This window comes from Bradyrhizobium sp. Unk1 (genome assembly GCF_059512345.1).
In genome coordinates this window covers 13,767-38,565 of record NZ_JCAMOP010000029.1, presented here as the reverse complement: position 1 = coordinate 38,565, position 24,799 = coordinate 13,767, and the positions used below count along the sequence as shown (strand labels likewise).

Sequence of the window (24,799 nt, the reverse complement as noted above, 5' to 3'; positions counted from 1 at the left end):
CCCTGTGATCAAACCCGCTCGGGCCTTCGCAGCGACCAATCTCCGTAGATTCCCTTACCGGGCTCGCCCCGAATGTTTCGCGAAGGCCTCGGGTGGTATCGATTTGCCATCCCAGTCGCTCCCGACAGGAGACGGATATGGTCCAGGTCTATTTTCACTGCTCCAACACCGAAGGCACGCTGATCGATCGCAGCGGCATCGCGGTGGCCAGCCTGACCGAGGCGCGTGACCGTGCGGCGCAGATCATGCACTCGATGATCTACACTCCGGGTGCCGAAGACTGGCGCGACTGGGTGATCCATGTCAGCGGCTCCGACGGCGAGGAGATCTTCGACCTTCCCTTCACCGCCATGCTCGGCAAGCCGCATTGAGGTGATGTCGTGCTGTTCGCTTCACTGACCCTGCTCCGCCAGCCCCTCAACTTCGTTGCCAACAAGTGGCAGAAGCTGGTGCGGATCGCAGGCAACCCCTACCGCCCCGAGCTTCACTACATGCGCGGACCTGGCCCGAAATGGCACGCCAAATATCAGGCCAGCCGGCTGGATCGCAGGCTCTGAGCGCGATCCACCACCCTTCCCCTACTTCCCCGTAAATTTCGCCTTACGCTTCTCGACGAAGGCGTTGCGGCCTTCGATGGCGTCGGCGCTCTTGCGGATCGTGGCCTGAAGTTCGATCTCGCGGCGGAACTGCGCCTCATAGGTCGTGTGCTCGCTCTCCTCGACCAGTGTGCGGGTTGCGACCAAAGCGCGCGTTGGGCCGTCGGCCAGACGGCGCGCCAGAGTTAGGGCCTCGTCCATCAGCTTCGCGTCGTCGACGACGTCTCGCACCAGGCCGATCTCCTGCGCGCGTTCGGCCGTCAGCGGCTCGTTCAGCAGCATCAGCTCGAGCGCGCGCTGCCGGCCGACCAGCCGCCGCAGCAGCCAGGTCGAACCGAGATCGGGCACCAGGGCGATGCGGCTGAACACCTGGATGAAGCTCGCCGACCGCGCCGCAACGATCATGTCGCCGGCCATCGCAAGGCTGAAGCCGCCGCCGGCCGCGACGCCGTTGACGGCGACCACGACAGGCACGCGGCATTCGCGCAACGCCTTAAAGGCCGGCCAGTAGAAGCGCATCACGCCGGCGGCGATGTCCTCGCCCAGCGCCTCCGACGCCTTCAAATTCTGTCCTGAGCAAAAACCGCGTCCAGCGCCGGTAAGAACCAGGGCGCGGACGTCCTCGTCCCCGGTCATCTCGGCGACGGCGGCGGCGAGCGCGCCGAGCAGGTCCGGCGTCATCGCGTTCAGGCTCGCCGGCTCGTCGAGCGTCAAGATCCCAACCGCGCCATCCCGCGCCTGTTTCACACCTGCCATGTCGCGTCTCCCTTTGGATTTTCTCGTTGGCGGCAATGTGCCATCCTTCGCGCGCCCCGCCAATGCTGCAGCTTCCGCGTCAGCGCAACGAAGCCAGAACAATCGAATCCAGAGATCAAGACGACATCATGCCTCATCAATTCAGCCTCGCCCAAACCGTCCGCAAACCTGCCGTCACATCCAAGGGCGGCATCGTCGCCTCGCAATCGCGGCGGGCGGCCGAAGTGGGGGCGCAGGTGCTGGCGGCAGGGGGCGACTGCGTGGACGCGATCGTCGCGACCACCTTCGCGCTGAACGTGCTGGAGCCTTGGAACAGCGGCATCGGCGGCGGCGGCGTCATGGTACTCTACCGCGCCAAGGAAAACCGCACCGAGGTGATCGACTACGGCATGTGCGCGCCGCAGAGCCTGCGCGCCGCCGACTATCCGCTCAGCGGCGAAGGTGCGGCCTCCGACCTCTTTCCCTGGCCGCGGGTGAAGGATGATCGCAACATCCACGGCCCCGGCTCGATCGCCGTGCCCGGCGTCGTCGCCGGCATGGAGGAGGCGCATCGCCGCTACGCCAAGATGCCGTGGAAGGATCTGGTCGCGCCGGCCACCGCGCTCGCCGGCGAAGGCCTGCTGGTCGATTGGTGGACCACGCTGACAATCGCGGCATCGGCCGCCGATCTCAGGCGCTATCCCGCGAGCGCGGCGACATTCCTGAAGGATGGCCTGCCGCCGAGCGCGCCGTGGGGCATCAAGTCCGAGACGCGGCTGCCGATGGCCACGCTGAAGGCGACGCTGTCACATCTCGCCGCTGCCGGTCCGCGCGATTTCTACCGGGGCGATCTCGCCAAAAGCATCGCATCCGACATCAAGGCCGACGGCGGCTCGCTGTCGGTGGAGGATCTCGCCGCGTTTCGCGCCCATCTGCGCGAGCCGCTGGCGATCCCCTATCGCGACGGCAAGGTGTATGCGACGCCGGAGCTCACCGCCGGTCCGACCATGGCGCATGCGCTGCGCCTGCTGCAGCAAGGCCTGAAGCCCGTGAGCGTGCCGGATGCCGCAGCCTACGTCGAATATGCGCTCGCCTTGCAAGCAGCCTTCCGCGAGCGGCTCAAGGACATGGGCGATGCCGACGGCAAGCGCTCGCTCGGCGCCGAACATCTGGCGCCCGCCTGCACGACGCATTTCTCCGTGGTCGACCGCCACGGCAACATCGCCGCGGTCACACAGACGCTGCTCTCGTCCTTCGGCTCGAAATACGTGACGCCGCACACCGGCATCGCCATGAACAATGGCATCATGTGGTTCGATCCGACGCCGGGCACCACCAACTCGCTCGCCCCGGGCAAGCGGTGCCTCACCAACATCACGCCGGTGATTGCCGAGACCAAGGGCGGCAAGCGTCTCGCGGTCGGTGCCTCCGGCGGCCGCCGCATCCTGCCGTCGGTGATCCAGCTCGTGTCCTTTGCGATGGATTTTGGCATGGACCTCGATACGGCGATCCACCAGCCGCGTATCGATGCCAGCGAAGGCGCGATCGTGATCGGCGATATCAGACTGCCCGCGGACGTACGCAAGACGCTTGCCGCACGCTTCGACTATGAAGAGACGCAAGTGCAGGCCGTGCCGCAGAAGTTTGCCTGCCCCAGCGTGGTGATGCGCGAGGGCGATACGAATTCCGGCGCGGTCGAGATCTTCCACCCCTGGGCCGACGCTGTGGCGGAGGGCTGAGGCTGAGCTGCGTTACCTCGCCCCGCTTGCGGGGAGAGGAGCACATCCTCGCTGCGGCCGCAGCTTAGCTTAATCAGATCCCCAACCGGTCGCGCACTCGCCCGGCAATCACCGCCGTCGTCACGCCGACCGGCCAGAACGCGTGCATCGGAATCGGCTTGATGCCCGTGACGGGCATGTCGATCTCAGCCTTGGCGCCGCCGATCAGCCGGCGCGCGAGCTGCGCGCCCATCGCGGTCGAGAGCGCGACGCCGCGGCCGTTGCAGCCGAGCGAGATCAGGATGTTTTCCGCCGGCTCGTGCACATGCGGATAATGATCCTTGGTGATGGCGAGCCGGCTGTTCCAGCCGTGCGTCCAGGCAGCGCCCTTGAGCTGCGGCCATAGCCGCTCGGCATAACGCATGAGATAGGCAACGTCGTTGTGCGACTTGATCCAGCGCATCGGGCCGCGGCCGCCCATGAGGAGGCGATTGTGCTGATCGATGCGGTAATAGACCGTGATGTGGCCGCTCTCGTAGAGCACCGGCCGTGTCGGCATGATCGAACGGGCGACCGCGTCGGAGAGCGGCGCGGTGGCGGCAATCGAGGAGAACACCGGCACGATGGTGCGGCGGAGCGCCGGCCAGAGATCGTCGGTGAAGCCGTTGGTGGCGAGCAGGACCTTGTCGGCATGCACCACCGCGCGCGGCGTCTCGATGCGCCAGCGCGCGCCGTCGCGACGGAGCGACAGCGCCGGCGTTTCGCCAAGGACCTTCGCGCCCGCGGAGATCGCGGCGCGCGCGAGGCCGCGGGCGTAGCTGAGCGGATGCAGATCGCCACCGCGCGTGTCCAGCATCGCGCCGATGTAGCGGTCGGTGCCGGTCATCTCGCGCAACTGCTCGCGGTTCAGATATTGCACCGGCATGCCGCGACGGATGCATTGCTGCGCGGTCTTCTCGATCGCAGCAGCGCTGGCCTCGTTGTAGGCCGCGCGCAACGTGCCATTCTGCCGCGCTTCGCAGGGGATCTGGTATCGGCGGATCAGGTCATGCGTGAAGTTGGTCGTGCCGTAGGAGAACTCGATCATGCGGCGGCCGAGTTCAGCGCCGAAATCGGCCTCGATCTGATCGGGGTCATGCTTCAGGCCGGGATTGGTGTGACCGCCATTGTTGCCCGACGCGCCCCAGCCCGGCTCCTGCGCCTCCAGCACCAGGGCGTCGACGCCCTGCTCCGCCAGATGCAGCGCGGTGGACAGGCCGGTGTAGCCGCCGCCGACGATCGCAACGGAGACGGTCTTGTCAGCGTCGAGCGGCGGCGTGGCAACCGGCGCAACGGCGGTGTCGGCATAGAGCGAGGGCGGCAGAGGCAGGCGCATAGTCATGACGAGAACCGATCAGAGCGGATGCAGCACCCGGCGCAAGAAATCCTGCGTGCGTGGATGCTGGGGTTGATTGAGCAGCGCCTTGGCCGGTCCCTGCTCGACGATGACGCCGCCGTCGATGAACAGCACGCGGTCGGCGACGTCGCGGGCGAAGCCCATCTCGTGGGTGACGACGACCATGGTCATGCCGTCATCGGCGAGCTTGCGCATCACGCCGAGCACGTCACCGACCAGCTCGGGATCGAGCGCCGAGGTCGGCTCGTCGAACAGGATCGCCTTTGGCTGCATCGCGAGTGCGCGCGCGATGGCGACGCGCTGCTGCTGGCCGCCGGAGAGCTGCGGCGGATGCGCATCGGCCTTTTCGGCGAGGCCCACCTGACCGAGCAGCGCGCGGCCGCGCTCGAGCACCTGCGCACGCGGCTCCTTCTTTACGAACAGCGGGCCTTCGACGACGTTTTCCAGCACGGTGCGATGCGGGAACAGGTTGAAGCGCTGGAACACCATCGAGACCTGGGTGCGGACCTTCACGATGGAGGGCGCATCGCGGTCGACCTTCAGTCCCTCGACGTTGATCTCGCCGCGGTCGTAGCTTTCCAGCCCGTTGATACAGCGCAGGATCGTCGACTTGCCGGAGCCCGAAGGGCCAATGATGCAGACCACTTCGCCCTTCTGGACGGAGGCCGTGATGCCCTTGAGCACCTCGTTCTGGCCAAAGCTTTTGTGGACGTCGGTGAGCTCGATCATTTCTTGCCCGCCCGCTTCTCGAAGTGACGGACCAGCAGGATCAGCGGGATGCTCATGGTGAGGTACATCAGCGCCACAAGCGTGAACACGCTGGTGTTCTTGAAGGTCGAGGACGCGATCAGCTTGCCCTGCAGCGCGAGCTCGGCGACCGTGATGGTGGAGGCTTGCGACGAGTCCTTCAGCATCATGATCATGACGTTGCCATAGGGCGGCAGCACGATGCGCACCGCTTGGGGCAACACCACGCGGCGCATGGTGAGCCACCAGCCCATGCCGATCGACTGCGCCGCCTCGATCTGGCCCTTGTCGATCGCCTCGATGCCCGCGCGGAAATTTTCGGCCTGGTAGGCCGAATAGGCGATGCCGAGCCCGAGGATCGCGGCCTGCAAGGCCGACAGCGTAACACCGAGATCGGGCATCACGAAATAGAGGTAGAACAGCAGCACGATGATCGGGATGCCGCGGATCACGTTGATCAGGCTGGCGCTGAGCATCGACAGCACCTTGATGCCCGAGACCCGCATCATCGCCCAGATCAGACCCAGCACCGTCGAGAGCAGCAGCGAGCCGATGGTGACGATGATCGTCAGCGCGACGCCGCTCATCAGGATCGGGAAGAACTCGACGGCGTCGTGCCAGAAACCTTTCATCGGACAGCCTTACCAGCCTCTGTCGATCAACCCTGCGCCTTCTGACCCCACTTCTCGAGGATCTTGTCGATGGTGCCGTTGGCTTTCAGCTTAGCCAGCGAGGCGTTGATCTTGCCGAGCAGCGCGGCCTCGCCCTTGCGGACGCCGATGCCGACCGAGCCGACAGTGACGGGCTCGTAGCCGTCGACCAGACGCACCTCGGGGAAGCCGCCCTGCTTCAGATTGTAGGCGAGGATCGGATAGTCGGCGTAGCCGGCCTTGAGGCGACCGGTGTTCACGTCGCGCAGGATGTCCGGGATGGTGTCGTAGGCCTTGACGTCGGCGAACAGGCCGGACTTCTTCAGCGCATCGACGAAGGCGGTGCCGACCTGGGCACCGACCGTCTCGCCCTTCAGATCATCCTGCGTGGTATAGGCCTTGGTGTCGCTCTTCGGGACCACCAGCCCTTCGCCGTAGGTGTAGATCGGATCGGAGAAGTCGACGACCTCCTTGCGCGGCGCGGTGATGAACATCGCCGCTGCAATCATATCGATCTTGCCCGATGTCAGCGACGGGATCAGCGCCGAGAACGCCATCGGCTCGATCTGCACGCTGAGGCCGGCGTCCTTGCCGATCTCGGTGACGAGATCGACCATGATGCCCTGGATGGTGTTGGTCTTGGTGTCGAGGAAGGTGAAGGGAATGCCTGTCGGCGTCGAGCCGACCTTCAGCACCTGCTGCGCCGAAGCCGGCATCACCGCTGCAATCGCGAGCGCCGCGACCGCGGCCAGACCAAAACGCTTCATCGCATCCCCCTTTGGGCTTGGCCGATGTCGGCGCTCGCGCATGTCGTGATCAGACGTTGCGGGCCAAGCCGTTTCGGCCTATTTTCACCAATATGAAAATTTGGTCACACTTTCGCGGGCGATGCAAGCGGTTTTCATGCACATGAAGGAAGCGGTTTGACGTGAGCGGTGGCAAAAGAATGCGCAAACCGGCCGCCGCAAAGCCGGCGAGGACGGTGAAGGCCAGGAAGGTGCCGGTCAAGGCCAAGCCGGCCGAGCCCGCGATGGATGTCGCGGTCGGCCGCCGCATCCGGGATCTCCGGCGTATCAGGCAATTCTCGCTGGAGACGGTGGCGGCGCGCACGGACCTGTCGATCGGCTTTCTTAGCCAGATCGAGCGCGGCCTGTCGTCGCCGTCGCTGCGCGTGCTGGCCACACTCGCAGACGTGCTGGGCGTCGGCATCGCCGCGCTGTTCGGCGCAAGCCCAAGCGCCGACAGCGTCTCCGATCAAGTGGTGACGCGCGGGCCCCAGCGGCCCGAACTGAAACTCTGGCGCACCGGAGTGTCGAAGCAGTTGCTGAGTCCGGCGAGCAGCGACAACCGGCTCAATCTGTTCCTGGTGCATCTCGAGCCCGGCGGCTCCACCGGCGACGAGCTCTACACCCACGACGGCGAAGAGGCTGGTCTCGTGCTCGAAGGCGAGATGATGCTGACGGTGGACAGCGAGACGTGGTCGCTGAAGACCGGCGACAGCTTTCGGTTCGCGAGCCGAAGGCCGCACCGGTTTTCCAATCCGGCCAATGATGCGAAGGCTGTGGTGCTGTGGGTGAATTGCGTGACAGGGGCGGGGTAAGCCACGTGCTCACCTGCCACCGCACACGGCGAAGGTAAGAAGAACCGCAACGTCTCCACATCGTCATTGCGAGCGAAGCGAAGCAATCCAGAGTCTTTCCGCGGAGACATTCTGGATTGCTTCGTCGCTGCGCTCCTCGCAATGACGAGTGGATAGACCTTTACCCGAACCGATACTTGTACCGGTCCACCGTCAGCGCGCTCACATCGACCTCCGGCTTCTTGCCCGACAGCATGTCCGCGAGCACGCGGCCGGAGCCGCAGGACATGGTCCAGCCGAGCGTGCCATGGCCGGTGTTGAGGTGGAGGTTGCCGTACTGCGTCGGGCCGATCACCGGCGGGCCGTCCGGCGTCATCGGACGCAGGCCGCTCCAGAACGTCGCCTTGGAGAGATCGCCGCCGCGCGGGAACAGATCGGTCAGCGAATGATCGAGCGTGGCGCGGCGGGCGCCGTAGAGCTGGCTCGAATAGCCGGAGATCTCGGCGGTGCCGCCGACGCGGATGCGATTGCCGAGGCGGGTGATCGCGACCTTGTAGCTCTCGTCCATCACGGTCGATTCCGGCGCGCCGGAGGCGTCCTTGATCGGCACCGTGATCGAATAGCCCTTCACCGGATAGACCGGCAATGAGATGCCGAGCGGTGCAACGAGCCGCGACGACCAGCTTCCGAGCGCGAGAACGTAGGCATCGGCCTGCAACGTGCCCGCACTGGTCACGACACCACTGACGCGCGCGCCGTCCGTGACGATGCGGTCGATTCCGGTGTTGAACATGAAGCGCACGCCGAGCGCTTCGGCATGCTTGGCCAACGCCTGCGTGAACATGTGGCAGTCGCCGGTCTCGTCCTGCGGCAAGCGAAGTCCGCCGGCGAATTTTTCCTTAACGGCGGCGAGCGCCGGCTCGACTGCGATGCAGCCTTCCCGGCTCAACACCTCGAAAGGAACGCCATACTGCTTGAGGACGGCGATGTCCTCACCGGTGCCATCGAGCTGCGCCTGGGCGCGGAACAGCTGCAGCGTGCCCTGCGAGCGCTCGTCATATTGAATGCCGATGTCGCGGCGCAGATCGCGCAGGCAATCGCGGCTGTATTCCGCGATCGGGATCATCCGGCTCTTGTTGACCGCGTAACGCGCGCTGGTGCAGTTGCGCAGCATCTTGGAGAGCCAGACCCACATGACAGGATCGAGCTTCGGCCGGATCACCAGCGGGCCGTGCTTCATCAGCAGCCATTTGATCGCCTTCACCGGCACCCCGGGGCCGGCCCAGGGCGAGGAATAGCCGGGCGACACCTCGCCCGCGTTGGCGAAAGAGGTCTCCAGCGCCGGTTCGGGCTGACGGTCGACGACCGTCACCTCATGACCGGCACGCGCAAGGTAGTAGGCAGAGGTGACACCGATGACACCGCTGCCGAGGATCAGAACTTTCACGCTTCGTCAAACTCCCGCGGCATCGCGCTCGCCGCTGCAAGAACAAACTCCGCAACGGCGAGAGCAATTATCAGGCCACCCGCTTGATGGCGTCGCCCAGGATCGAGACCATATCGTCGATATGGCTCTTCTCGACGATGAGCGGGGGCGACAACGCAAAGGAGTCGCCGCTCATGCGGAAGTACAGCCCGCGATTGAAGCAATCGACCATGACGTCGTAACCACGCGCGCCGACCGCACCGTCACGCGACGACAGCTCCACCGCGCCCATCAGGCCGCAATTGCGGATGTCGACGACGTTGGGCAGGCCCTTCAGTGAATGCAGCGCATCGCCCCAGTACCCGGCGATCGACGCACCGCGCGTAAGCAGGCCCTCGTCCTTGTAGATGTCGAGCGTCGCGATGCCGGCGGCGCAGGCCGTCGGATGCGCCGAATAGGTGTAGCCGTGGAACAGCTCCATCTGGTTCTCCGGGCCGACCATCAGGCCGTCGTGAACCTTGCGGCTCGCGAACACCGCGCCGCAGGGAATGGTGCCGTTGGTGATGCCCTTGGCCGTCGTCATCAGGTCCGGCGTGACGCCGAAGAAGTCGGCGGCGAACGGCGTGCCGAGGCGGCCGAAGCCGGTGATGACCTCGTCGAAGATGAGGAGGATGCCGTGCTTGTCGCAGATCTCGCGCAGGCGCTTGAGATAGCCCTTCGGCGGCGGCAGCACCGCGGTCGAGCCCGGCACCGGCTCGACGATGACGGCCGCGATCGTCTCGGCGCCATGCAGGCCGACCAGACGCTCGAGATCGTCGGCGAGCTCGGCGCCATGCTCAGGCTGATCCTTGGCGAAGGCGTTGCGGGCGAGATCGTGGGTGTGGCGGATGTGGTCGACGCCCGGCAGGTGGGTCGCAAACGCGCGGCGATTGGCGACCATGCCGCCAACCGACATGCCGCCGAAGCCGACACCGTGATAGCCGCGCTCGCGGCCGATCAGACGGGTGCGGCTCGCCTGGCCGTTGGCGCGGTGATAGGCGAGCGCGATCTTCAGCGCGGTGTCCACCGACTCGGAGCCGGAATTGGTGAAGAAAACGCGGTCGAGGCCCTTCGGCGCGATCTCGGCGAGACGCTCGGCGAAGTCGAATGCCAGCGGATGGCCCATCTGGAACGACGGCGCGAAGTCCAGCGTCATCAGCTGGCGCTCGACCGCAGCGGCGATCTGCTTGCGGCCGTGGCCGGCATTGACGCACCAGAGGCCGGCGGAGCCGTCGATCACCTTGCGGCCGTCGACGGTGGTGTAGTGCATGCCCTCAGCCGAGGAGAACAGGCGCGGCGCCTTCTTGAACTGACGGTTGGCCGTGAACGGCATCCAGAACGAGTCGGTCTTGATAGTGTTCGGAATCTGATGAAGGGTCACGGGCCACGCTCCTTTGCTGACCGGATAGCAGAGGCACGGCTTCGGAAGCGCAACAAGTCCTTTTCTGGTCACCTGCAAGCCATTGATTTCACTGGGGCTGTCGGTCCATATTTGCGCGATCCGCAACATCTGCAACAGGGACCAGGGGCATGAGCGTCGACATCGGTGGACGGCTGCGATTCATCCGGGCGCACCACAAGCTGTCGCAGCGCGAGCTCGCCAAGCGCGCCGGGGTCACCAATTCGACGATCTCGCTGATCGAATCCAACCAGATGAACCCGTCGGTCGGCGCGCTCAAGCGCATCCTCGACGGCATCCCGATGGGGCTCGCCGAGTTCTTCGCGCTGGAGCCGGAGTCACGGCGCAAGATTTTCTACCGCGCCGAGGAGCTGACCGAGGTCGGCAAGAAGCCGATCTCGTATCGGCAAGTAGGCGACAATCTGTTCGGCCGCAGCCTGCAGATTTTGAAAGAGCGTTACGAGCCCGGCAGCGACACCGGGCGCGTTCACCTCGTCCATGACGGCGAGGAAGGTGGGATCGTGATCTCGGGCAAGCTCGAAGTCACCGTCGAGGACGAGCGCCGCATCCTCAATCCCGGCGATGCCTACTACTTCGAGAGCCGTCGCCCGCATCGCTTCCGCTGCGTCGGCGGCAAGCCGTGCGAAGTGATCTCGGCCTGCACGCCGCCGACGTTTTGAGGCGCATCGACATTATCCGGAATCTTACGGAGTGCCCCGGTATCTTACGGAACTTGATGCATCTCAATCTCCGCGCGTCGACCCTCTATATGTTGCGAACCCAAGCCGAGAGACATTCCGGCGCCGCTTCATAACTGGGCTCGAAGATGAAGATCACGCTCGCCAATGCAGAGGCTGCGCTCGATGAAGTGCAGCGCGACACCGACAAGCTCCATTCGCAGGAGCTGCGTAGGGCTATTGCCGACTACATCGAGACGCAGCGAGAAGCGCTGAAGGCGCTCCGCAAGAAACTGCATTAGCAGGACGCGGCGGAACGAGAAGATCTCGTCCCGCCTTTTTGCCTCAACGCTGCGTCAACAACTCCTCGATCTTGATCGGAAAGCGGCGGACACGCACGCCGGTCGCATGCCACACCGCGTTGGCGACCGCGCCGGCGCTTCCGGTGATGCCGATCTCCCCGACGCCCTTGATGCCGAGCGCATTCACATGCGGATCGTGCTCCTCAACCGTGATCACGTCGAGCGGCGGCACGTCGGCATTCACGGGGATATGGTACTCGCCGAGATTGGCATTCATGATCCGGCCGCTGCGGCGGTCGGTGATGGCTTCCTCGTGCAGCGCGAAGGACATGCCCCAGATCATGCCGCCGAACAGCTGGCTCTTCACCAGATGTGGATTGACGATGCGCCCGGCCGCGAACGCACCGACCATGCGGGTGACACGGACCTGGCCGAGCTCGGGATCGACCTTGACCTCCGCGAATACCGCACCATGGGCATGCATCGCGTACTCTTCCATCGCCGCCGGATTCGGCGCACCGGTGCCGCGGGCCTCGACCTCGGCAACGCCCGCGCGCGCGAGGATCTCGACGTAGCTCTCGCCGCGGGTCTCGTCATCGCGGCGAATCAACCGGCCATCGCGTGCGATCACGCCGGCATTGCCGGCGCCGAACAATGGCGAGCGCTCGTCGTTGGTGGCGAGATCGGCGAGCTTTGCGACGACGGCCGCACCGGCGCTATGGATCGCAGCACCCGCGGTCGCCGTGTGTGCGGAGCCGCCGGCAATGCCGGCGTCGGGCAAGTCGGATGAACCAGCCTTAAACTCGACACGGTCGATGTCGAGCCCGAGTTCGTCGGCCGCGATCTGGGCGAGTGCCGTCCAGGCGCCCTGCCCCATGTCATGGGCGCCAATCTCCATCGCGCCGCTGCCGTCGCGGCGGAGCACCGCGCGCGCTTCCGCCTGGAACATCAGCGCCGGGAAAGTCGCCGTGCCCATGCCCCAGCCGACGAGGAGACCTGCGTCGTCGCGCATCTGTCGCGGCTGGAGCGAACGCTTCGCCCAGCCGAAGCGCGCCGCGCCTTGCTCGTAACAGGCGCGCAACGCCTTCGAGGAGAACGGTTTTCCCGTGATCGGCTCGACCTCGGCATAGTTCTTCAGGCGGAAGGCCAGCGGATCCATGCCGCAGGCCCAGGCCATCTCGTCGATCGCGCTTTCCAGTGCAATCGAGCCCGTCGCCTCGCCGGGGGCGCGCATGAACAGCGGCGTGCCGGTGTTGACGCGCACGGCGTCATGCGAGGTGCGGATCGCCGGGCTGGCATAGAGTGTATGCGAGGCATCCGCGGCCGGCTCGTAGAAATCGTCAAACGTGCTCGACACGGTCCTGGCGTGATGATCGAGCGCGGTCAGGCGCCCTTCGCCGTCCGTGCCAATGCGCAGCCGCTGGCGCGTTGGCGCGCGATGGCCTACCGGGCCATACATCTGCTCACGGCGCAGTACCAGCTTGACGGGCTTGCCGACCAGCTTTGCGGCCATGATGCCGAGGACCGGCGGACCAGCCATCAGCCCCTTCGAGCCAAAGCCGCCGCCGAGGAACGGGCTGCGGATGTGGATCTTGTCATGCGCGATGCCGAACAATTCGGCAACGCGCGCAAGCGACAGCATGAGACCCTGGGTCGGCATGTCGATCTGCAGACTGTCGCCATTCCATGCGGCCACGATCGCATGCGGCTCCATCGCGTTGTGATACTGCGGCGGCGTTTCGTAAATCGCGTCGATCTGCTTCTCGGCCGCGGTAAGACCCGCCTCGACATCGCCGAGGTGATTTTCGGTGGGATTGCCGACGCCGACGACCGGCGGAACATAGCTCTCGCCGGCATCGAGGCCGACCAGCGCGGGCAGCGTCTCGTAGCGCGGCGCCAGCAGCACCGCGCCTTCCGTCGCCGCCTCCAGCGTCTCAGCGATAACCACGGCGATGGGCTGGTTGGCGTAGCGGACCTCGTCGCTTTGCAGGACTTCCATCCGGAACACGAACGGATTGGTCTTGATCTCCGGATCGATTGCGAGCTGCGGCTTGTGGTCCGGCGTCATGACGTCGACGACGCCGGGATGGCGTTTTGCGGCGGCGACATCAAGCGAGGTGACGCGGCCGCGCGCGATGCTGGCGACCGCCATCACGGCAAACAGCATGCCGGGCGGGTGATTATCGGCGGCATAGGTCGCCTGCCCCTTGACCTTGAGGACGCCGTCGCGGCGGGTCAGCGGCTGACCGATGTTCGAGCCGTGGCGCAGATGGGCGGGAGAGCTGGATAGATTAAGCTCAGGCATGGATGGCTCCGGACGTCGAGGCAAAGGGGGAGGCAGGCAGCGCGGGGATGCGCGCGGGCGTACCGGCGGCGGCAAGGGTCAGCGCACGCACGACGATGCGGCGTGCGAGCTCGATCTTGAAGGCGTTGTCACCAGACGGTTTTGCGTCTGTGAGCGCGCGCCAGGCCGCTTCCTGGAAGGCATCTGCCGTGGGCGTAACGCCCTTGAGCACGTCTTCCGCGGCACGAGCGCGCCAGGGCTTTGCGGCGACGCCGCCGAGCGCCAGCCGCGCTTCCGCGACCTTGCCGTTCTCGATCCGCAACGCAGCCGCGGCCGAGACCACGGCGAAGGCATAGGATGTCCGTTCGCGAACCTTGAGGTAGCGCGCATGCGTGGCAAAGCCGCGCGCCGCCGGCGGCAGGCGCACCGCGACGACGAGGTCGCCGGGTTCGAGCGCCGATTCACGCTCGGGCGTATTGGCCGGCAGGCGATGCAGCGCGTCGAGCGCGATCTCGCGGCGGCCGTTCCTGCCCTCGATCTCGACGACGGCGTCGAGCGCAAGCAGGGGCACGCAGAAGTCCGAGGGATGCGTGGCGATGCAGCTCTCGCTCCAGCCGAGCACGGCATGGGTGCGGTTCTCGCCATCGCGGGCGTCGCAGCCCAAGCCGGCCTCGCGTTTGTTGCAGCGGCTGGCGGTGTCGTAGAAATAGGCGCAGCGCGTCCGTTGCAGCAGATTGCCGCCGACGGTCGCGGCATTGCGCAGTTGCGCGGACGCACCGGACAGCAGCGCTTCGGCGACAGCCGGGTAGGACTTCGCGAAGTTTGCGTCATGCGCGAGATCAGCGTTGCTGACGAGCGTGCCGATGCGCAACGATCCGTCAGCGAGAGTCTCGATTCCGTCGAGCCCATCGAGATGCGTGACGTCGACCAGACGATCCGGACGGCTGACGCCGCCCTTCATCAGATCGAGCAGATTGGTGCCGGCGGCGAGATAAACAGCGCCCGGCTGGACGGCCGCCGCAACGGCCTCGGCCACCGTGGCCGGCCTGATATAATCGAACGGTTTCATGCGGAGCGCCTCTGATTGGATTCGTCCATGCCGGTCTGGGCTTCCAGCACGGCATCGACGATGCCGGCATAGGCGCCGCAGCGGCAGAGATTGCCGCTCATGCATTCGCGGATGCGCTCGGGATCGTTGCCGGCCTGCGCCTCTTGCATCATGCCGATCGCGCTCATGATCTGGCCGGGCGTGCAGAAGCCGCACTGGAATCCGTCATGGGCGATGAAGGCCGCCTGGATGGGATGAAGCTGGTCGCCGCGCGCCACGCCTTCGATGGTGAGGATGTCGGCGCCATCATGGCTGATGGCGAGAGCAAGACAGGAGTTGATGCGCTTGCCGTCGACGAGAATGGTGCAGGCGCCGCATTGGCCGCGGTCGCATCCCTTCTTGGTTCCGGTCAGCTGGAGGCGCTCACGCAGGAGATCGAGCAGCGTGACGCGCGGATCGTCGAGGACGAAGTCGCGCCGCGCACCGTTCACGGTGAGGCTGATGGAGTGGTTCATACAAGGCTCCGATCAGATATGGACATGAGTCATCGGCCAGCGCGCCACCTCCGTGGCCGCCGTCGATATGCGTTGGCCGGAACCCGGCCAACGTCTCGAGGAAGATACGGAGGCACCCTCCGCTTAACAAGGGCTGCCCGAAAATTTTTGGAATTCGTCAAAAGCCCATGCGCAGACAACGCGATGCAGCCCTGCGAGGGTTCAATCTAACCAATTCGTGATCTACATTACCGCCATGGACGACCAGACCGACCAGATTCGGAAGCCCCGCGCCGATGCCGTGCGCAATCGCGAGCGCGTGCTCGAGGCGGCGAAGGTCGTCTTCAATGCAGGCGGTCCCGAGGCGAGCCTGGAAGCGGTGGCAAAACGCGCCGGCGTCGGCATCGGCACGCTCTATCGGCATTTCCCGACTCGCGAGGATTTGTTCGAGGCGGTATACCGGCGCGAGGTCGAGCAGCTCAGCGAGCTCGCCGAGCAGCTGAAAACCGCGAAGGACCCGGTCGATGCGCTACGGCGCTGGCTGCGCTCCAATGTCGAATTCGTCGCCACAAAAAAGGGCATGTCGGCCGCGCTGGCACTGACGTTCCAGAGCTCGTCGGAACTCGCGGCGTTCTCGATGGACCGGCTGACCAAGGCGATCGGCTCGCTGCTCGACCGCGCGGTCGCCGCCGGCCAGATGCGCGGCGATGTCAGCCCGGAGGATCTGCTCAGGGCACTCGTCGGCATGTGTTACATGCACGACCAGCCCGGCTGGCAATCCTCGGTGCTGCGGATGCTCGACGTGTTCGTCGACGGGCTGCGGGTGCAGCCGGTCGCGAAAGCCAAGGCGCGCGCCGCCAAGCCTACGAAGGCGGCGGTGAAACGGAAGCGATAGCACGCCGTATTTCCCATGGGGCGTGCTAGGATTGGCATCGCCGGGATTTCAACGCGGAGCCTGTCATGCGCATCGCCGCCTTGGTCGTCGCTATCAGTGTTATCTTCAGCTCCGTCTCAGCACGCGCCGGCGACGTCTCGGCGGCGCAAGGTGTCATCCGCGCCCAGGAACAGGCTTTCGCGCGCGACGATGCGGCCGCGGCCTATTCCCATGCCGCGCCTGCGATCAGAGAGATATTCCCCGCCCCTGATATCTTCATGTCCATGGTGCAAAACGGCTACGCGCCGGTCTACCGGCACAAGAGTTTTGAATTTGGCGAGAGCAGGAGCGAAGGCAGCTGGATCTCCCAGCACGTCCATATCATCGACGCCAACGGCGAAGCCTGGGAAGCGCTGTACACGCTCGAGCAGCAGAGCGACGGCAGTTACAAGATCACCGGCTGCTCGCTGCTCAAGCCGGGACGGGAAGTTTAAGTCGCAAAACCCGGTTTGGTCTTGACCGCGTTCATTCGCGACCGGATCAGCAGCGTCAAGACGATGCCGACATTCAGGGCGTTCCACGCCACGCCGTTCGCGAACGCCGCAGCGTAGGACCCCGTCGCGTCGAAGATGACGCCCGACACCCAGCCGCCGAAGGACATCCCGAACACCGAGGCAAAGATCACGATGCCGACGCGGGTTGCCGCCTCGCTCGCCGGCATCGCTTCGCGCACGATGATGGCGTAGCTCGGCACGATACCGCCCTGAAACAGGCCGAACATCGCGGAGATCAGATAGAGCGAAGTCAGGCTGTCGAAGAACAGATAGAACACCAGCGCAAAGCCCTGCGCCAGCGATCCGACCAGCAGCGTGCGGATGCCGCCGATCTTGTCGGCTAGGTAGCCCGAGCCGATGCGGCTGACGATGCCGCAGGCCATCATCAGCGACAGCATCTCGGCGCCGCGCGCCACGCCGTAACCGAGATCGCCGCAATAGGCGACGATGTGCACCTGCGGCATCGCCATGGCGACGCAGCAGGAGATGCTGGCGATCGAGAGCAGCACGGTCAGCGTATTGGTCGAAAGTTTGAGATCGACCTGCGGCGGCCGCGCATTGGCGTGATTGCGGACCTTGTCGTCGCCCATCTGCGCGCGCAGGACCAGCACCAGGATCGTCATCAAGACCACGCAAACGAGGGCGATGCCGATATGCGTGGTGCGCCAGCCGATCGTCTGCATGCCCTCGCTGATGAGCGGCGGCCACATCGTGCCCGCGACGTAATTGCCGCTCGCGACGATGGTCACGGCAAGTCCGCGATAGCGCTCGAACCAGTGCGAGGCCTCCGCCATCAGCGGCGCGAAGGTCGCCGAGGTGCCGAGCCCGATCAGGAAATAGGCCGCGACGAACTGCCAGAGCTGAGTCGAGACCCCGGCCAGCACATTGGCAACGCCGATGAAAGCGATGCTGATCGCCATCGCAGGCACGATGCCGAACTTGTCGGTGATCTTGCCGGCGATCACGCCGCCGAGCCCGAAGCCGAACATCATCAGTGTGAAGGCCAGCGACACCGCAGCACGCGTGGCGGCGAACTCGGTCTGCACGACGGGAATCACCACCACGACCGCCCACATGCCGACGCCGCCGATCGAACCGATCAGCAGCGCAAGCAACAGCCGCACCCAAGCCTGACGCGAATCAGGGGTGAATGAGGCCGGTCTCTGTCCTGGAAGATTTGGCGCGTGCACGGGCCGGACCATGTTCGCAGACCGCCGCGCGGTCAAGCATCGTGCCGCGATATTGGGCATGCGCGGTGCACTGCGGTAAGAAGATGCTTGGCGAAGCCGCGCTTTGCCATTAGTTTGCAATCTGCGTGTGCAACATTGCCGCGCGAGGAGCCTGTCGGCGGAATGCTGTTGCGATTGACGCGATCGATGCGGATCAGGGTGGGGCGGATCATCGCCCTCGCCTATCTGTTCTGCGTGCTCGCGCCGGCAGCAGCCCTCGCCTGGGGCAGCGGCCCGGCGCCGTGCCTCGACGACGCACTGCTCGCCGATCTCGTGCCGGTGCATCACCAGATGCAGGCCAGCCACATGCATGGCGACGTGCCGCATGACCACGCAGGCGTGCACGCGCATCACCAGACTGCCGCACAGGATGCGCCCGCCCAACATCACCATGACGGCAAGGCCGGCCCGTGCTGCGCGATGATGTGCGTGAGCGCCCTGCCGGCCGACCTGCCCGGCGTCGCCAAGCCGCTGCAGCCGATCTCAGCCTGCGCGCCCGAGATCGTGGTGAGCCTGCACAGCGCGGCGCCGCCTCAGCACTACCGCCCTCCCATCGCCTGATCTGACGCGACGACGTCAGGGCCGCACGCGCATCCGCGCGCGCGAACCTGTGGTCTCTACGACAGATCAGGGATGACTCATGCTTACGCTTTCCGGGGCGAAGTTCGCCGCCGCATCCGCGGCGCGTGGACGACACTTTCGATTCAATTGGCCGCTGCTGGCCGCAACCGCATTGATATTGTCCGGCTGCATGCCGGCAACTGTGCCCGTGGCCGGCGCCGATCCTGCCGATCCGGCGGCGAAGGTCGCGCGCGTCGGCTATCGCTCGACGATTGCGCCCTACACCAGCCTGCGACCTGCGACGCCGGGGCCATGGCGCGACCGCAACGACGCTGTCGCACCGCAGCCGAAGCAAGACCGCTAGGAGCGCGCCATGGCACATCATTTCGCGCGGGGCCTGCTCGTGCTCACTGCGCTGGGACTCTCCGGCTGCATGGCATTCTCGCCGGACGGAGGCATGACGACGGTCTCGGACCTCACCAGCCAGACCATCAACAAGGACGTCGCCTTCGTGCGAACGGCCGAAGGTGCCGGCGCGGTTGATGCGCGCGTTCGCCAGTTGCTGTCGCGGCCCCTCAGCGTGGACGCAGCCGTGCAGATCGCCCTGCTCAACAACAAGGGACTGCAAGCCACCTACAACGAGCTGGCGCTGGCCGAGACCGAACTCGTCGAGCAGAGCCTGCCGCCCAATCCCGTATTCTCGATCTCGCGCATCACAGGCAATGGCGCGAGCGAAATCGAACGCCAGGTGGTCGGCGACATCCTCGCACTGGCCACGCTGCCGTTCCGCTCCGACATCGCCCGCGACCGTTTCCGTCAGGCGCAATTGCGCGCGGCGTTGGCGACGCTGCGGCTGGCCGCCGATGTCCGGCGCGCCTATGTCCGTGCAGTCGCCGGAAACGAAATGGTGGCGCTGCTCACCGACGCGAAGGCGACGGCAGAATCGACGGCGCAGCTCGCGGTCAAACTCGGCGAGACCGGCTCGATCAACAAGCTCGACCAGGCCCGCGAGCAGGTGTTCTACGCAGAGACCACGGCCGACCTCGCCACCGCGCGGCAGGCGGCAACGAGCGCCCGCGAAAGGCTCGCGCGCCTGATGGGGCTGTGGGACGGCGGCCTCGACTTCCGTCTGCCCGATCAGCTGCCGCCGCTGCCGCGCCGGCCCCAGGCACTGCCCTCGATCGAAGCCGACGCGGTTGCCCATCGCATCGATCTTCAGATCGCGCGGCTGGAGCTGACGGCGCTGGCAAAGTCACTCAACCTCACCGAGGCGACGCGCTTCGTCACGCTGCTCGACCTCGCCGGCATCTCCCGTCGCACCCAGGATCCGGAGGGCCCGCCGTTCCGCGAACGCGGTTTTGACGTGCAGTTCCAGATCCCGATCTTCGACGGCGGCGAGGTGCGCGTGCGGCAAGCGGCGGAGACCTACAATCTCGCCTTCAACCGCCTGACCGAGCGCGCCGTGAACGTTCGCTCCGAGGCGCGCGATGGCTATCGTGTCTATCGCTCCAGCTACGACATCGCCAGCCACTACCAGCGCGAGATCCTGCCGCTGCGCAAGATCATCACGGAGGAGATGCAGCTGCGCTTCTCCAGCATGCAGGTCGATATTTTCGCGCTGCTCACCGAAGCACGGCAGCGCCTCGCATCGCTGCGCGGCGCGATCGATGCCAAGCAAAAATTCTTCCTCGCCCAGTCCGACCTCCAGACCGCCGTCAACGGCGGCGGCGCACCTGCGTCGGGCGGCGACACTTCAACCACCATCGCCGCGGCAGCGCCTGCCGATGGCGGCCACTGACATGGAGGCCAATATGTTTTCCCGCCGAGGATTTTTGGGCACCGCCGCGCTTGCCAGCGCGTCGGCCATCAGCGGCCGTGTGCAGGCCGCATCCATTCCGGAAGCGCCTCACATGGACAAGGTGGTGATGCAGCCACCGCTGCACCCGATCAGCGGCCCCGACTATCGCCCCGTGGTCACGCTGAACGGCTGGTCGCTGCCGTTCCGCATGAACGGCGACTGGAAGGAGTTTCACCTCGTCGCCGAACCCGTGGTGCGCGAGTTCGCCGAAGGCATGAAAGTGAATCTGTGGGGCTATAACGGCCAGTCGCCGGGTCCGACCATCGAAGCGGTCGAGGGCGACAAGGTCCGCATCTTCGTCACCAACAGGCTGCCCGAATACACCACCGTGCACTGGCACGGCATGATCATTCCCAGCGGCATGGACGGCGTCGGCGGACTGACGCAGCCGCACATCCAGCCGGGAAAAGCCTTCGTCTACGAGTTCGAGATGAAGAAGAGCGGGACCTTCATGTACCACCCGCATTCCGACGAGATGGTGCAGATGGCGATGGGCATGATGGGCATGGTCGTCGTGCATCCGCGCGATCAAAGCTTCCGACCCGTCGACCGCGACTTCGTCTTCGTGATGAGCACCTATCGCGTCGATCCCGGCACATACCTGCCGCAGGTCAACGAGATGACCGACTTCAACATGTGGACCTGGAATTCGCGGGTGTTTCCCGGCATCGATCCCTTGCCGGTGCGGCTCGGCGACAAGGTGCGCGTACGCATCGGCAATCTCAGCATGACCAACCATCCGATTCATCTGCATGGCCACAGCTTTGCGGTGACCTGCACCGACGGCGGCTGGATTCCGGAGAGCGCGCAATATCCGGAGACGACCACCGACGTGCCGGTCGGCGCGGTGCGCGTGTTCGACGTTCTCGCCGACAATCCCGGCGATTGGGCGTTCCACTGCCACAAGTCGCACCACACCATGAACGCGATGGGGCACGAGGTGCGCAACCTGATCGGCGTCTCGCGCAAGGATCTCGCCAGGGCCGTCGGCAAGCTCGCGCCCGATGCCATGGCGATGGGCTCGACCGGCATGGCCATGGGCAACATGGAGATGCCCGCGCCCGACAACACGCTGCCGATGATGACCGGCACCGGTCAGTTCGGGCCGATCGAGATGGGCGGCATGTTCACGGTGATGAAGATCCGCGAGGACCTCGCGCGCGACGATTATCGCGATCCCGGCCCCTACAAATTCCCGCAAGGCACCGTCGCCTACGAGGTCACGCCGCCGTCCGCAGAGCCGGCGCGGCAGCAAGGCACGCCGATGAAGAACATGAAGATGTGAGCGTTTCGATGAACCACCAACTGGAGAACAAGATGAAGAAGACGATCAAACTCGGACTTGCGCTGGCTGCGCTTTCGACGGCGCCGGCCTTTGCCCACGACCAGCACGGGCATGGGACGTTTTCCGCCGGCGAGCCCGGCGATCCCAGGAAGCCCGCGCGCACGATCGAGATCCTGCTGAACGAGATGGACTACGCGCCCGCCAGGATCGAGGTCAATCGCGGCGAGCAGATTCGTTTCGTGCTGCGCAATGTCGGCAAGGAGGACCATGAATTCCTGCTCGCCACCACGAAGGAGAATCTCGCGCATGCCGTGGAGATGAAGAAGCATCCGCACATGGAGCACGACGATCCCAACGGCGTCAGGCTCGCACCGAACAAGACGGCCGAGATCCTCTGGAAGTTCAGCAAGGCCGGCACGTTCGAATTTTCCTGCCTGATTCCCGACCACCGCGACTACGGCATGGTCGGCCACGTCACCGTGAAGTAACAAGGGAAGACTCCCATGAAGCGCACCATCCGTATCGCCACAGCGCTGGCGCTGACCGTCGGTCTTGCCGCCGAAGCCCTCGCGGCCCAGGGCGCCGCGATCAGCGGCGAGGTCAAGAAGATCGACGAGGGCGCCGGCAAGATCACGCTCAAGCACGGGCCAGCGAAAAGCCTCGGCATGGATGAACCCATGACCATGGTCTATCGCGTCAAGGACCCCGCTTTGCTCAAGCAGGTGAAGGTCGGCGACAAGGTGACCTTCGAGGCCGAGGAGGCGGCTTCGGGGTATACGGTGACGACGATGCAGAAGGCGAAGTAGGGCTACGTCCTCCGCAGCTGATTTCGGCGCCAAACGCTTCCACAGCGTCATGGCCGGGCCCGTCCCGGCCATCCACGCCTTCGGCCGCGCAGGCGGGACAAGCCCGGGCATGACGAACTCCTACCTGGCCGCGCCCCGAAACACCCCGGTCTGACCTCCTGCCGCACCCTCCGTTAACCCTTTGCTAACCATACACCCGGCAAGAATTGCCGGGTGAAGTCGAGTGTCGTCAGCCGCGTAGAACGGGAGGTCCCCCGTGGACGCCAGTGCGGTGCCTCACTTTCGAAACGGCGGCCCTTCGGCCGCCGCGCAGACGTTTGGGGCGCGCGGACGGCAGTCGCGCGGGGGAGCAGCTACCATGGTCGACGTCACCGCGGGACAGGGCGTAGGCGGCACGAACGCCGGCTTCCCCACCCTCACCGAGATCGGCAACATCCTCAAGCGCGGCGATATCGCGCTGGCGCTCGGCGTCCTCACCATCCTGGTGGTGCTGATCCTGCCCCTGCCCGCGATCGTGCTGGACCTGTTCCTGGCGATCTCGATCACGCTCTCGATCCTGATCCTGATGACGTCGCTGTTCATCCAGGCGCCGCTGGAATTCTCCGCCTTCCCGACCGTCCTCTTGATCTCGACCATGCTGCGCCTCTCGCTGAACATGGCCTCGACCCGCCTGATCCTGTCGCATGGGCACGAGGGCACGGATGCTGCCGGTCACGTCATCGAAGCCTTCGGCAGCTTCGTGATGGGCGGCAATTTCGTCATCGGCATCATCGTCTTCGCCATCCTGATCATCGTCAATTTCGTCGTCATCACCAAGGGTTCGGGCCGGATCGCCGAAGTCGCCGCACGCTTCCACCTCGACGCCATGCCCGGCAAGCAGATGGCGATCGACGCCGATCTCTCCGCCGGCCTGATCGACGAGAAGGTCGCCAAGCAGCGCCGCAAGGACCTGGAGGACGAGAGCGGCTTCTTCGGCGCCATGGACGGTGCCTCGAAATTCGTCCGCGGCGATGCCATCGCGGGCCTTTTGATCGTCTTCATCAACATCGTCGGCGGCATGATCATCGGTGTCGCGCAGCAGGGCCTCTCCTTCGCCGACGCCGGGCGCAGCTACACGCTGCTGACCGTCGGTGACGGCCTCGTCACCCAGGTGCCGGCGCTGATCGTTTCGACCGCGGCCGGCCTGCTCGTCTCCAAGGCCGGCGTGTCCGGCGCCGCCGACAAGGCGCTGATGAAGCAGTTCTCCGGCTATCCGCAGGCGCTCGCGATGTCCTCGGCGGTCATGCTGGTGCTGGCGGCCCTGCCGGGCATTCCGACCATTCCCTTCCTGGCGCTCGGCGCCGGCGCCGGCGCGCTCGCCTGGCACGCCCGCAACCGCAACCGGGTGACGGCCAAGGCCGAGGCAATGGCCAACGCCGCACCTGCGGCGGGTACTGCCGGCGCGTCGGGCGCCGCCGCGGCCGAAGAGCCGATCTCAGCCGCGCTCAAGATCGACGACCTCAAGATCGAGCTCGGCTACGCGCTGCTGCCGCTGGTCAACGGCCCTGATGGCACCGACCGGCTCACCGAGCAGATCAAGGCGCTGCGCCGTTCGCTCGCCATCGAGATGGGCTTCGTGATGCCCGCCGTGCGCATCCTCGACAACGTCCAGCTCGAAGCCAACACCTACATCATCAAGATCAAGGAGGTCGACGCCGGCACCGGCAAGATCTGGCCGAACCAGTTCATGGTCATGGACCCCGGCGGCAGCCAGGTGCAGGTGCCCGGCATCCACACCACCGAGCCGACCTTCGGCCTGCCCGCGACCTGGGTCGACGCCAGCCTCAAGGAAGAAGCCTCGCTCAAGGGCTACACCGTCGTCGACGCCGCGACCGTGCTCTCGACCCACCTCACCGAGCTGCTCAAGGCCAACATGTCGGACCTGCTCTCCTATGGCGAGGTGCAGAAGCTGCTCAAGGAGCTGCCGAAGGAGCAGAGCGAGCTGGTCAAGGACATCGTGCCGGGCCAGGTCACGGTCTCCGGCATCCAGCGCGTGCTGCAGCTGCTGCTCGCCGAGCGCATCTCGATCCGCGATCTCTCGACCATCCTGGAAGGCATCGCCGACTCGCTCGCCTTCTCGCGCAATCCCGCGACCATGGTCGAGCATGTCCGCGCCCGCCTCGCGCGGCAGATCTGCGCCCAGAACACCTCCTACAGCGGCTATCTGCCGCTGATAGCGCTGTCGGCGCGGTGGGAGCAGGCCTTCGCCGAATCCATCATCGGCCAGGGCGAGGAACGCAGCCTCGCGATGCAACCCTCGAAGCTGTCGGAATTCATGACCGGCGTGCGCGAGGCCTTCGAGCGCGCCGCGCGCGAAGGTGAGGCGCCGGTGCTGGTCACGTCTGCGGCAATTCGTCCCTTCGTACGCTCCCTCGTCGAGCGGTTCCGCGCCCAGACGACGGTGCTGTCGCAGGCTGAAATCCACCCCAGGGCGAGATTGAAAACGGTCGGAAGCATCTGATTTGCCTTAAGAAGCCGTATGTTTTTCAGCCACAGGCAAATG

General features: G+C 65.6%; 26 protein-coding genes. 15 read left to right on the top strand and 11 right to left on the bottom strand.

Annotation, left to right across the window (positions count from 1 at the left end; all coding sequences use genetic code 11):
* Nucleotides 1-137 precede the first annotated feature (137 nt).
* A complete protein-coding gene (locus tag AC5ZFO_RS31405) occupies nucleotides 138-371 on the top strand; it encodes a DUF6894 family protein (protein ID WP_264621893.1) in 234 nt (77 codons plus the stop codon).
* A gap of 9 nt (nucleotides 372-380) precedes the next feature.
* Entirely contained in the window at nucleotides 381-557 is a 177-nt protein-coding gene (locus AC5ZFO_RS31400; protein ID WP_282524543.1) for a hypothetical protein, read from the top strand.
* A gap of 21 nt (nucleotides 558-578) precedes the next feature.
* On the opposite strand, the gene AC5ZFO_RS31395 is transcribed toward AC5ZFO_RS31400, so the two are convergent.
* Nucleotides 579-1,352: an enoyl-CoA hydratase-related protein gene (locus AC5ZFO_RS31395; RefSeq protein ID WP_282524544.1), complete on the bottom strand. Its 774-nt coding sequence runs from the start codon at nucleotides 1,350-1,352 to the stop codon at nucleotides 579-581.
* 128 nt (nucleotides 1,353-1,480) lie between these two features.
* Between AC5ZFO_RS31395 and AC5ZFO_RS31390 the strand changes: the two genes are divergently transcribed.
* Complete coding sequence (locus tag AC5ZFO_RS31390) at nucleotides 1,481-3,070, top strand: gamma-glutamyltransferase family protein (RefSeq protein ID WP_282524545.1); 1,590 nt, start codon at nucleotides 1,481-1,483, stop codon at nucleotides 3,068-3,070.
* A gap of 73 nt (nucleotides 3,071-3,143) precedes the next feature.
* Here AC5ZFO_RS31390 and AC5ZFO_RS31385 read toward each other — a convergent pair whose 3' ends face one another.
* Genes AC5ZFO_RS31385 through AC5ZFO_RS31370 form a run of 4 tightly spaced genes read right to left on the bottom strand, consistent with a single transcriptional unit; the run spans nucleotide 3,144 to nucleotide 6,609 of the window.
* The gene (locus AC5ZFO_RS31385) at nucleotides 3,144-4,430 is read right to left on the bottom strand and encodes an NAD(P)/FAD-dependent oxidoreductase (RefSeq protein WP_282524546.1); all 1,287 of its coding nucleotides are present in this window, start codon (nucleotides 4,428-4,430) and stop codon (nucleotides 3,144-3,146) included.
* A gap of 12 nt (nucleotides 4,431-4,442) precedes the next feature.
* A complete protein-coding gene (locus tag AC5ZFO_RS31380; RefSeq protein WP_445220136.1) occupies nucleotides 4,443-5,174 on the bottom strand; it encodes an amino acid ABC transporter ATP-binding protein in 732 nt (243 codons plus the stop codon).
* Nucleotides 5,171-5,824, bottom strand: a complete 654-nt coding sequence (locus tag AC5ZFO_RS31375) for an amino acid ABC transporter permease (RefSeq protein ID WP_282524548.1) — start codon at nucleotides 5,822-5,824, stop codon at nucleotides 5,171-5,173. The genes AC5ZFO_RS31380 and AC5ZFO_RS31375 overlap by 4 nt, the downstream gene beginning before the upstream one ends.
* 26 nt (nucleotides 5,825-5,850) lie before the next feature.
* Nucleotides 5,851-6,609, bottom strand: a complete 759-nt coding sequence (locus AC5ZFO_RS31370) for an ABC transporter substrate-binding protein (RefSeq protein WP_282524549.1) — start codon at nucleotides 6,607-6,609, stop codon at nucleotides 5,851-5,853.
* A 179-nt stretch (nucleotides 6,610-6,788) separates the two neighbouring features.
* On the opposite strand from AC5ZFO_RS31370, the gene AC5ZFO_RS31365 reads away from it, so the two are divergent.
* Nucleotides 6,789-7,442, top strand: a complete 654-nt coding sequence (locus AC5ZFO_RS31365; protein WP_282524550.1) for a helix-turn-helix domain-containing protein — start codon at nucleotides 6,789-6,791, stop codon at nucleotides 7,440-7,442.
* Nucleotides 7,443-7,602: 160 nt separating this feature from the next.
* Here AC5ZFO_RS31365 and AC5ZFO_RS31360 read toward each other — a convergent pair whose 3' ends face one another.
* Together AC5ZFO_RS31360 and aptA are read right to left on the bottom strand one after the other, a co-directional pair.
* Entirely contained in the window at nucleotides 7,603-8,868 is a 1,266-nt protein-coding gene (locus AC5ZFO_RS31360) for a D-amino acid dehydrogenase (protein WP_282524551.1), read from the bottom strand.
* Between the two features lie 70 nt (nucleotides 8,869-8,938).
* On the bottom strand, nucleotides 8,939-10,267 hold the full coding sequence (gene aptA, locus AC5ZFO_RS31355; RefSeq protein ID WP_282524552.1) for an omega-aminotransferase AptA: 1,329 nt from the start codon (nucleotides 10,265-10,267) through the stop codon (nucleotides 8,939-8,941).
* Between the two features lie 149 nt (nucleotides 10,268-10,416).
* Here aptA and AC5ZFO_RS31350 point away from each other — a divergent pair, with 149 nt between their 5' ends.
* Both AC5ZFO_RS31350 and AC5ZFO_RS31345 read left to right on the top strand, forming a co-directional pair.
* Entirely contained in the window at nucleotides 10,417-10,965 is a 549-nt protein-coding gene (locus AC5ZFO_RS31350; RefSeq protein ID WP_282524553.1) for a cupin domain-containing protein, read from the top strand.
* 146 nt (nucleotides 10,966-11,111) lie between these two features.
* Nucleotides 11,112-11,264, top strand: a complete 153-nt coding sequence (locus tag AC5ZFO_RS31345) for a hypothetical protein (protein ID WP_282524554.1) — start codon at nucleotides 11,112-11,114, stop codon at nucleotides 11,262-11,264.
* A gap of 43 nt (nucleotides 11,265-11,307) precedes the next feature.
* Here AC5ZFO_RS31345 and AC5ZFO_RS31340 read toward each other — a convergent pair whose 3' ends face one another.
* Genes AC5ZFO_RS31340 through AC5ZFO_RS31330 form a run of 3 tightly spaced genes read right to left on the bottom strand, consistent with a single transcriptional unit; the run spans nucleotide 11,308 to nucleotide 15,111 of the window.
* Nucleotides 11,308-13,569: a xanthine dehydrogenase family protein molybdopterin-binding subunit gene (locus AC5ZFO_RS31340; protein ID WP_282524555.1), complete on the bottom strand. Its 2,262-nt coding sequence runs from the start codon at nucleotides 13,567-13,569 to the stop codon at nucleotides 11,308-11,310.
* Complete coding sequence (locus AC5ZFO_RS31335) at nucleotides 13,562-14,617, bottom strand: FAD binding domain-containing protein (protein ID WP_282524556.1); 1,056 nt, start codon at nucleotides 14,615-14,617, stop codon at nucleotides 13,562-13,564. Before AC5ZFO_RS31335 ends, AC5ZFO_RS31340 begins: the two co-directional genes overlap by 8 nt.
* Nucleotides 14,614-15,111 (bottom strand): (2Fe-2S)-binding protein, encoded by a 498-nt coding sequence (locus tag AC5ZFO_RS31330; protein WP_496122981.1) that lies wholly within the window; start codon nucleotides 15,109-15,111, stop codon nucleotides 14,614-14,616. Before AC5ZFO_RS31330 ends, AC5ZFO_RS31335 begins: the two co-directional genes overlap by 4 nt.
* Nucleotides 15,112-15,346: 235 nt before the next feature.
* Between AC5ZFO_RS31330 and AC5ZFO_RS31325 the strand changes: the two genes are divergently transcribed.
* Together AC5ZFO_RS31325 and AC5ZFO_RS31320 are read left to right on the top strand one after the other, a co-directional pair.
* Nucleotides 15,347-15,985: a TetR/AcrR family transcriptional regulator gene (locus tag AC5ZFO_RS31325; RefSeq protein ID WP_282524575.1), complete on the top strand. Its 639-nt coding sequence runs from the start codon at nucleotides 15,347-15,349 to the stop codon at nucleotides 15,983-15,985.
* A gap of 65 nt (nucleotides 15,986-16,050) precedes the next feature.
* A complete protein-coding gene (locus tag AC5ZFO_RS31320; protein WP_282524558.1) occupies nucleotides 16,051-16,458 on the top strand; it encodes a DUF4864 domain-containing protein in 408 nt (135 codons plus the stop codon).
* On the opposite strand, the gene AC5ZFO_RS31315 is transcribed toward AC5ZFO_RS31320, so the two are convergent.
* Nucleotides 16,455-17,720, bottom strand: coding sequence for an MFS transporter (locus tag AC5ZFO_RS31315; RefSeq protein WP_282524559.1), 1,266 nt, complete (start codon nucleotides 17,718-17,720; stop codon nucleotides 16,455-16,457). The genes AC5ZFO_RS31320 and AC5ZFO_RS31315 overlap by 4 nt on opposite strands.
* 150 nt (nucleotides 17,721-17,870) lie before the next feature.
* Between AC5ZFO_RS31315 and AC5ZFO_RS31310 the strand changes: the two genes are divergently transcribed.
* The 7 genes from AC5ZFO_RS31310 to flhA all read left to right on the top strand — a co-directional run bounded on the left by AC5ZFO_RS31310 (nucleotide 17,871) and on the right by flhA (nucleotide 24,757).
* Nucleotides 17,871-18,308 (top strand): hypothetical protein, encoded by a 438-nt coding sequence (locus tag AC5ZFO_RS31310; RefSeq protein ID WP_282524560.1) that lies wholly within the window; start codon nucleotides 17,871-17,873, stop codon nucleotides 18,306-18,308.
* Between the two features lie 79 nt (nucleotides 18,309-18,387).
* Entirely contained in the window at nucleotides 18,388-18,672 is a 285-nt protein-coding gene (locus tag AC5ZFO_RS31305) for a hypothetical protein (protein ID WP_282524561.1), read from the top strand.
* A 9-nt stretch (nucleotides 18,673-18,681) separates the two neighbouring features.
* Nucleotides 18,682-20,106, top strand: coding sequence for a TolC family protein (locus AC5ZFO_RS31300; RefSeq protein WP_496122980.1), 1,425 nt, complete (start codon nucleotides 18,682-18,684; stop codon nucleotides 20,104-20,106).
* 13 nt (nucleotides 20,107-20,119) lie between these two features.
* Nucleotides 20,120-21,451, top strand: a complete 1,332-nt coding sequence (locus AC5ZFO_RS31295; protein WP_496122979.1) for a copper oxidase — start codon at nucleotides 20,120-20,122, stop codon at nucleotides 21,449-21,451.
* A gap of 32 nt (nucleotides 21,452-21,483) precedes the next feature.
* Nucleotides 21,484-21,939: a cupredoxin domain-containing protein gene (locus AC5ZFO_RS31290; RefSeq protein WP_496122988.1), complete on the top strand. Its 456-nt coding sequence runs from the start codon at nucleotides 21,484-21,486 to the stop codon at nucleotides 21,937-21,939.
* Between the two features lie 15 nt (nucleotides 21,940-21,954).
* Nucleotides 21,955-22,257 (top strand): copper-binding protein, encoded by a 303-nt coding sequence (locus AC5ZFO_RS31285; RefSeq protein ID WP_282524564.1) that lies wholly within the window; start codon nucleotides 21,955-21,957, stop codon nucleotides 22,255-22,257.
* Nucleotides 22,258-22,615: 358 nt separating this feature from the next.
* A complete protein-coding gene (gene flhA / locus AC5ZFO_RS31280) occupies nucleotides 22,616-24,757 on the top strand; it encodes a flagellar biosynthesis protein FlhA (RefSeq protein ID WP_496122978.1) in 2,142 nt (713 codons plus the stop codon).
* Nucleotides 24,758-24,799 lie beyond the last annotated feature (42 nt).

Coding starts and splice junctions, on each gene's coding strand:
- AC5ZFO_RS31380 (WP_445220136.1), bottom strand. CDS start 5,174: ATGATCGAGCTCACCGACGTCCACAAAAGCTTTGGCCAGAACGAGGTG.
- AC5ZFO_RS31315 (WP_282524559.1), bottom strand. CDS start 17,720: ATGGTCCGGCCCGTGCACGCGCCAAATCTTCCAGGACAGAGACCGGCC.
- AC5ZFO_RS31330 (WP_496122981.1), bottom strand. CDS start 15,111: ATGAACCACTCCATCAGCCTCACCGTGAACGGTGCGCGGCGCGACTTC.
- AC5ZFO_RS31290 (WP_496122988.1), top strand. CDS start 21,484: ATGAAGAAGACGATCAAACTCGGACTTGCGCTGGCTGCGCTTTCGACG.
- AC5ZFO_RS31340 (WP_282524555.1), bottom strand. CDS start 13,569: ATGCCTGAGCTTAATCTATCCAGCTCTCCCGCCCATCTGCGCCACGGC.
- AC5ZFO_RS31335 (WP_282524556.1), bottom strand. CDS start 14,617: ATGAAACCGTTCGATTATATCAGGCCGGCCACGGTGGCCGAGGCCGTT.
- AC5ZFO_RS31345 (WP_282524554.1), top strand. CDS start 11,112: ATGAAGATCACGCTCGCCAATGCAGAGGCTGCGCTCGATGAAGTGCAG.
- AC5ZFO_RS31405 (WP_264621893.1), top strand. CDS start 138: ATGGTCCAGGTCTATTTTCACTGCTCCAACACCGAAGGCACGCTGATC.
- AC5ZFO_RS31395 (WP_282524544.1), bottom strand. CDS start 1,352: ATGGCAGGTGTGAAACAGGCGCGGGATGGCGCGGTTGGGATCTTGACG.
- AC5ZFO_RS31310 (WP_282524560.1), top strand. CDS start 17,871: ATGCTGTTGCGATTGACGCGATCGATGCGGATCAGGGTGGGGCGGATC.
- AC5ZFO_RS31390 (WP_282524545.1), top strand. CDS start 1,481: ATGCCTCATCAATTCAGCCTCGCCCAAACCGTCCGCAAACCTGCCGTC.
- AC5ZFO_RS31365 (WP_282524550.1), top strand. CDS start 6,789: ATGCGCAAACCGGCCGCCGCAAAGCCGGCGAGGACGGTGAAGGCCAGG.
- AC5ZFO_RS31370 (WP_282524549.1), bottom strand. CDS start 6,609: ATGAAGCGTTTTGGTCTGGCCGCGGTCGCGGCGCTCGCGATTGCAGCG.
- AC5ZFO_RS31325 (WP_282524575.1), top strand. CDS start 15,347: ATGGACGACCAGACCGACCAGATTCGGAAGCCCCGCGCCGATGCCGTG.
- AC5ZFO_RS31350 (WP_282524553.1), top strand. CDS start 10,417: ATGAGCGTCGACATCGGTGGACGGCTGCGATTCATCCGGGCGCACCAC.
- AC5ZFO_RS31305 (WP_282524561.1), top strand. CDS start 18,388: ATGCTTACGCTTTCCGGGGCGAAGTTCGCCGCCGCATCCGCGGCGCGT.
- AC5ZFO_RS31285 (WP_282524564.1), top strand. CDS start 21,955: ATGAAGCGCACCATCCGTATCGCCACAGCGCTGGCGCTGACCGTCGGT.
- AC5ZFO_RS31295 (WP_496122979.1), top strand. CDS start 20,120: ATGTTTTCCCGCCGAGGATTTTTGGGCACCGCCGCGCTTGCCAGCGCG.
- flhA (WP_496122978.1), top strand. CDS start 22,616: ATGGTCGACGTCACCGCGGGACAGGGCGTAGGCGGCACGAACGCCGGC.
- AC5ZFO_RS31375 (WP_282524548.1), bottom strand. CDS start 5,824: ATGAAAGGTTTCTGGCACGACGCCGTCGAGTTCTTCCCGATCCTGATG.
- AC5ZFO_RS31300 (WP_496122980.1), top strand. CDS start 18,682: ATGGCACATCATTTCGCGCGGGGCCTGCTCGTGCTCACTGCGCTGGGA.
- AC5ZFO_RS31320 (WP_282524558.1), top strand. CDS start 16,051: ATGCGCATCGCCGCCTTGGTCGTCGCTATCAGTGTTATCTTCAGCTCC.
- AC5ZFO_RS31385 (WP_282524546.1), bottom strand. CDS start 4,430: ATGACTATGCGCCTGCCTCTGCCGCCCTCGCTCTATGCCGACACCGCC.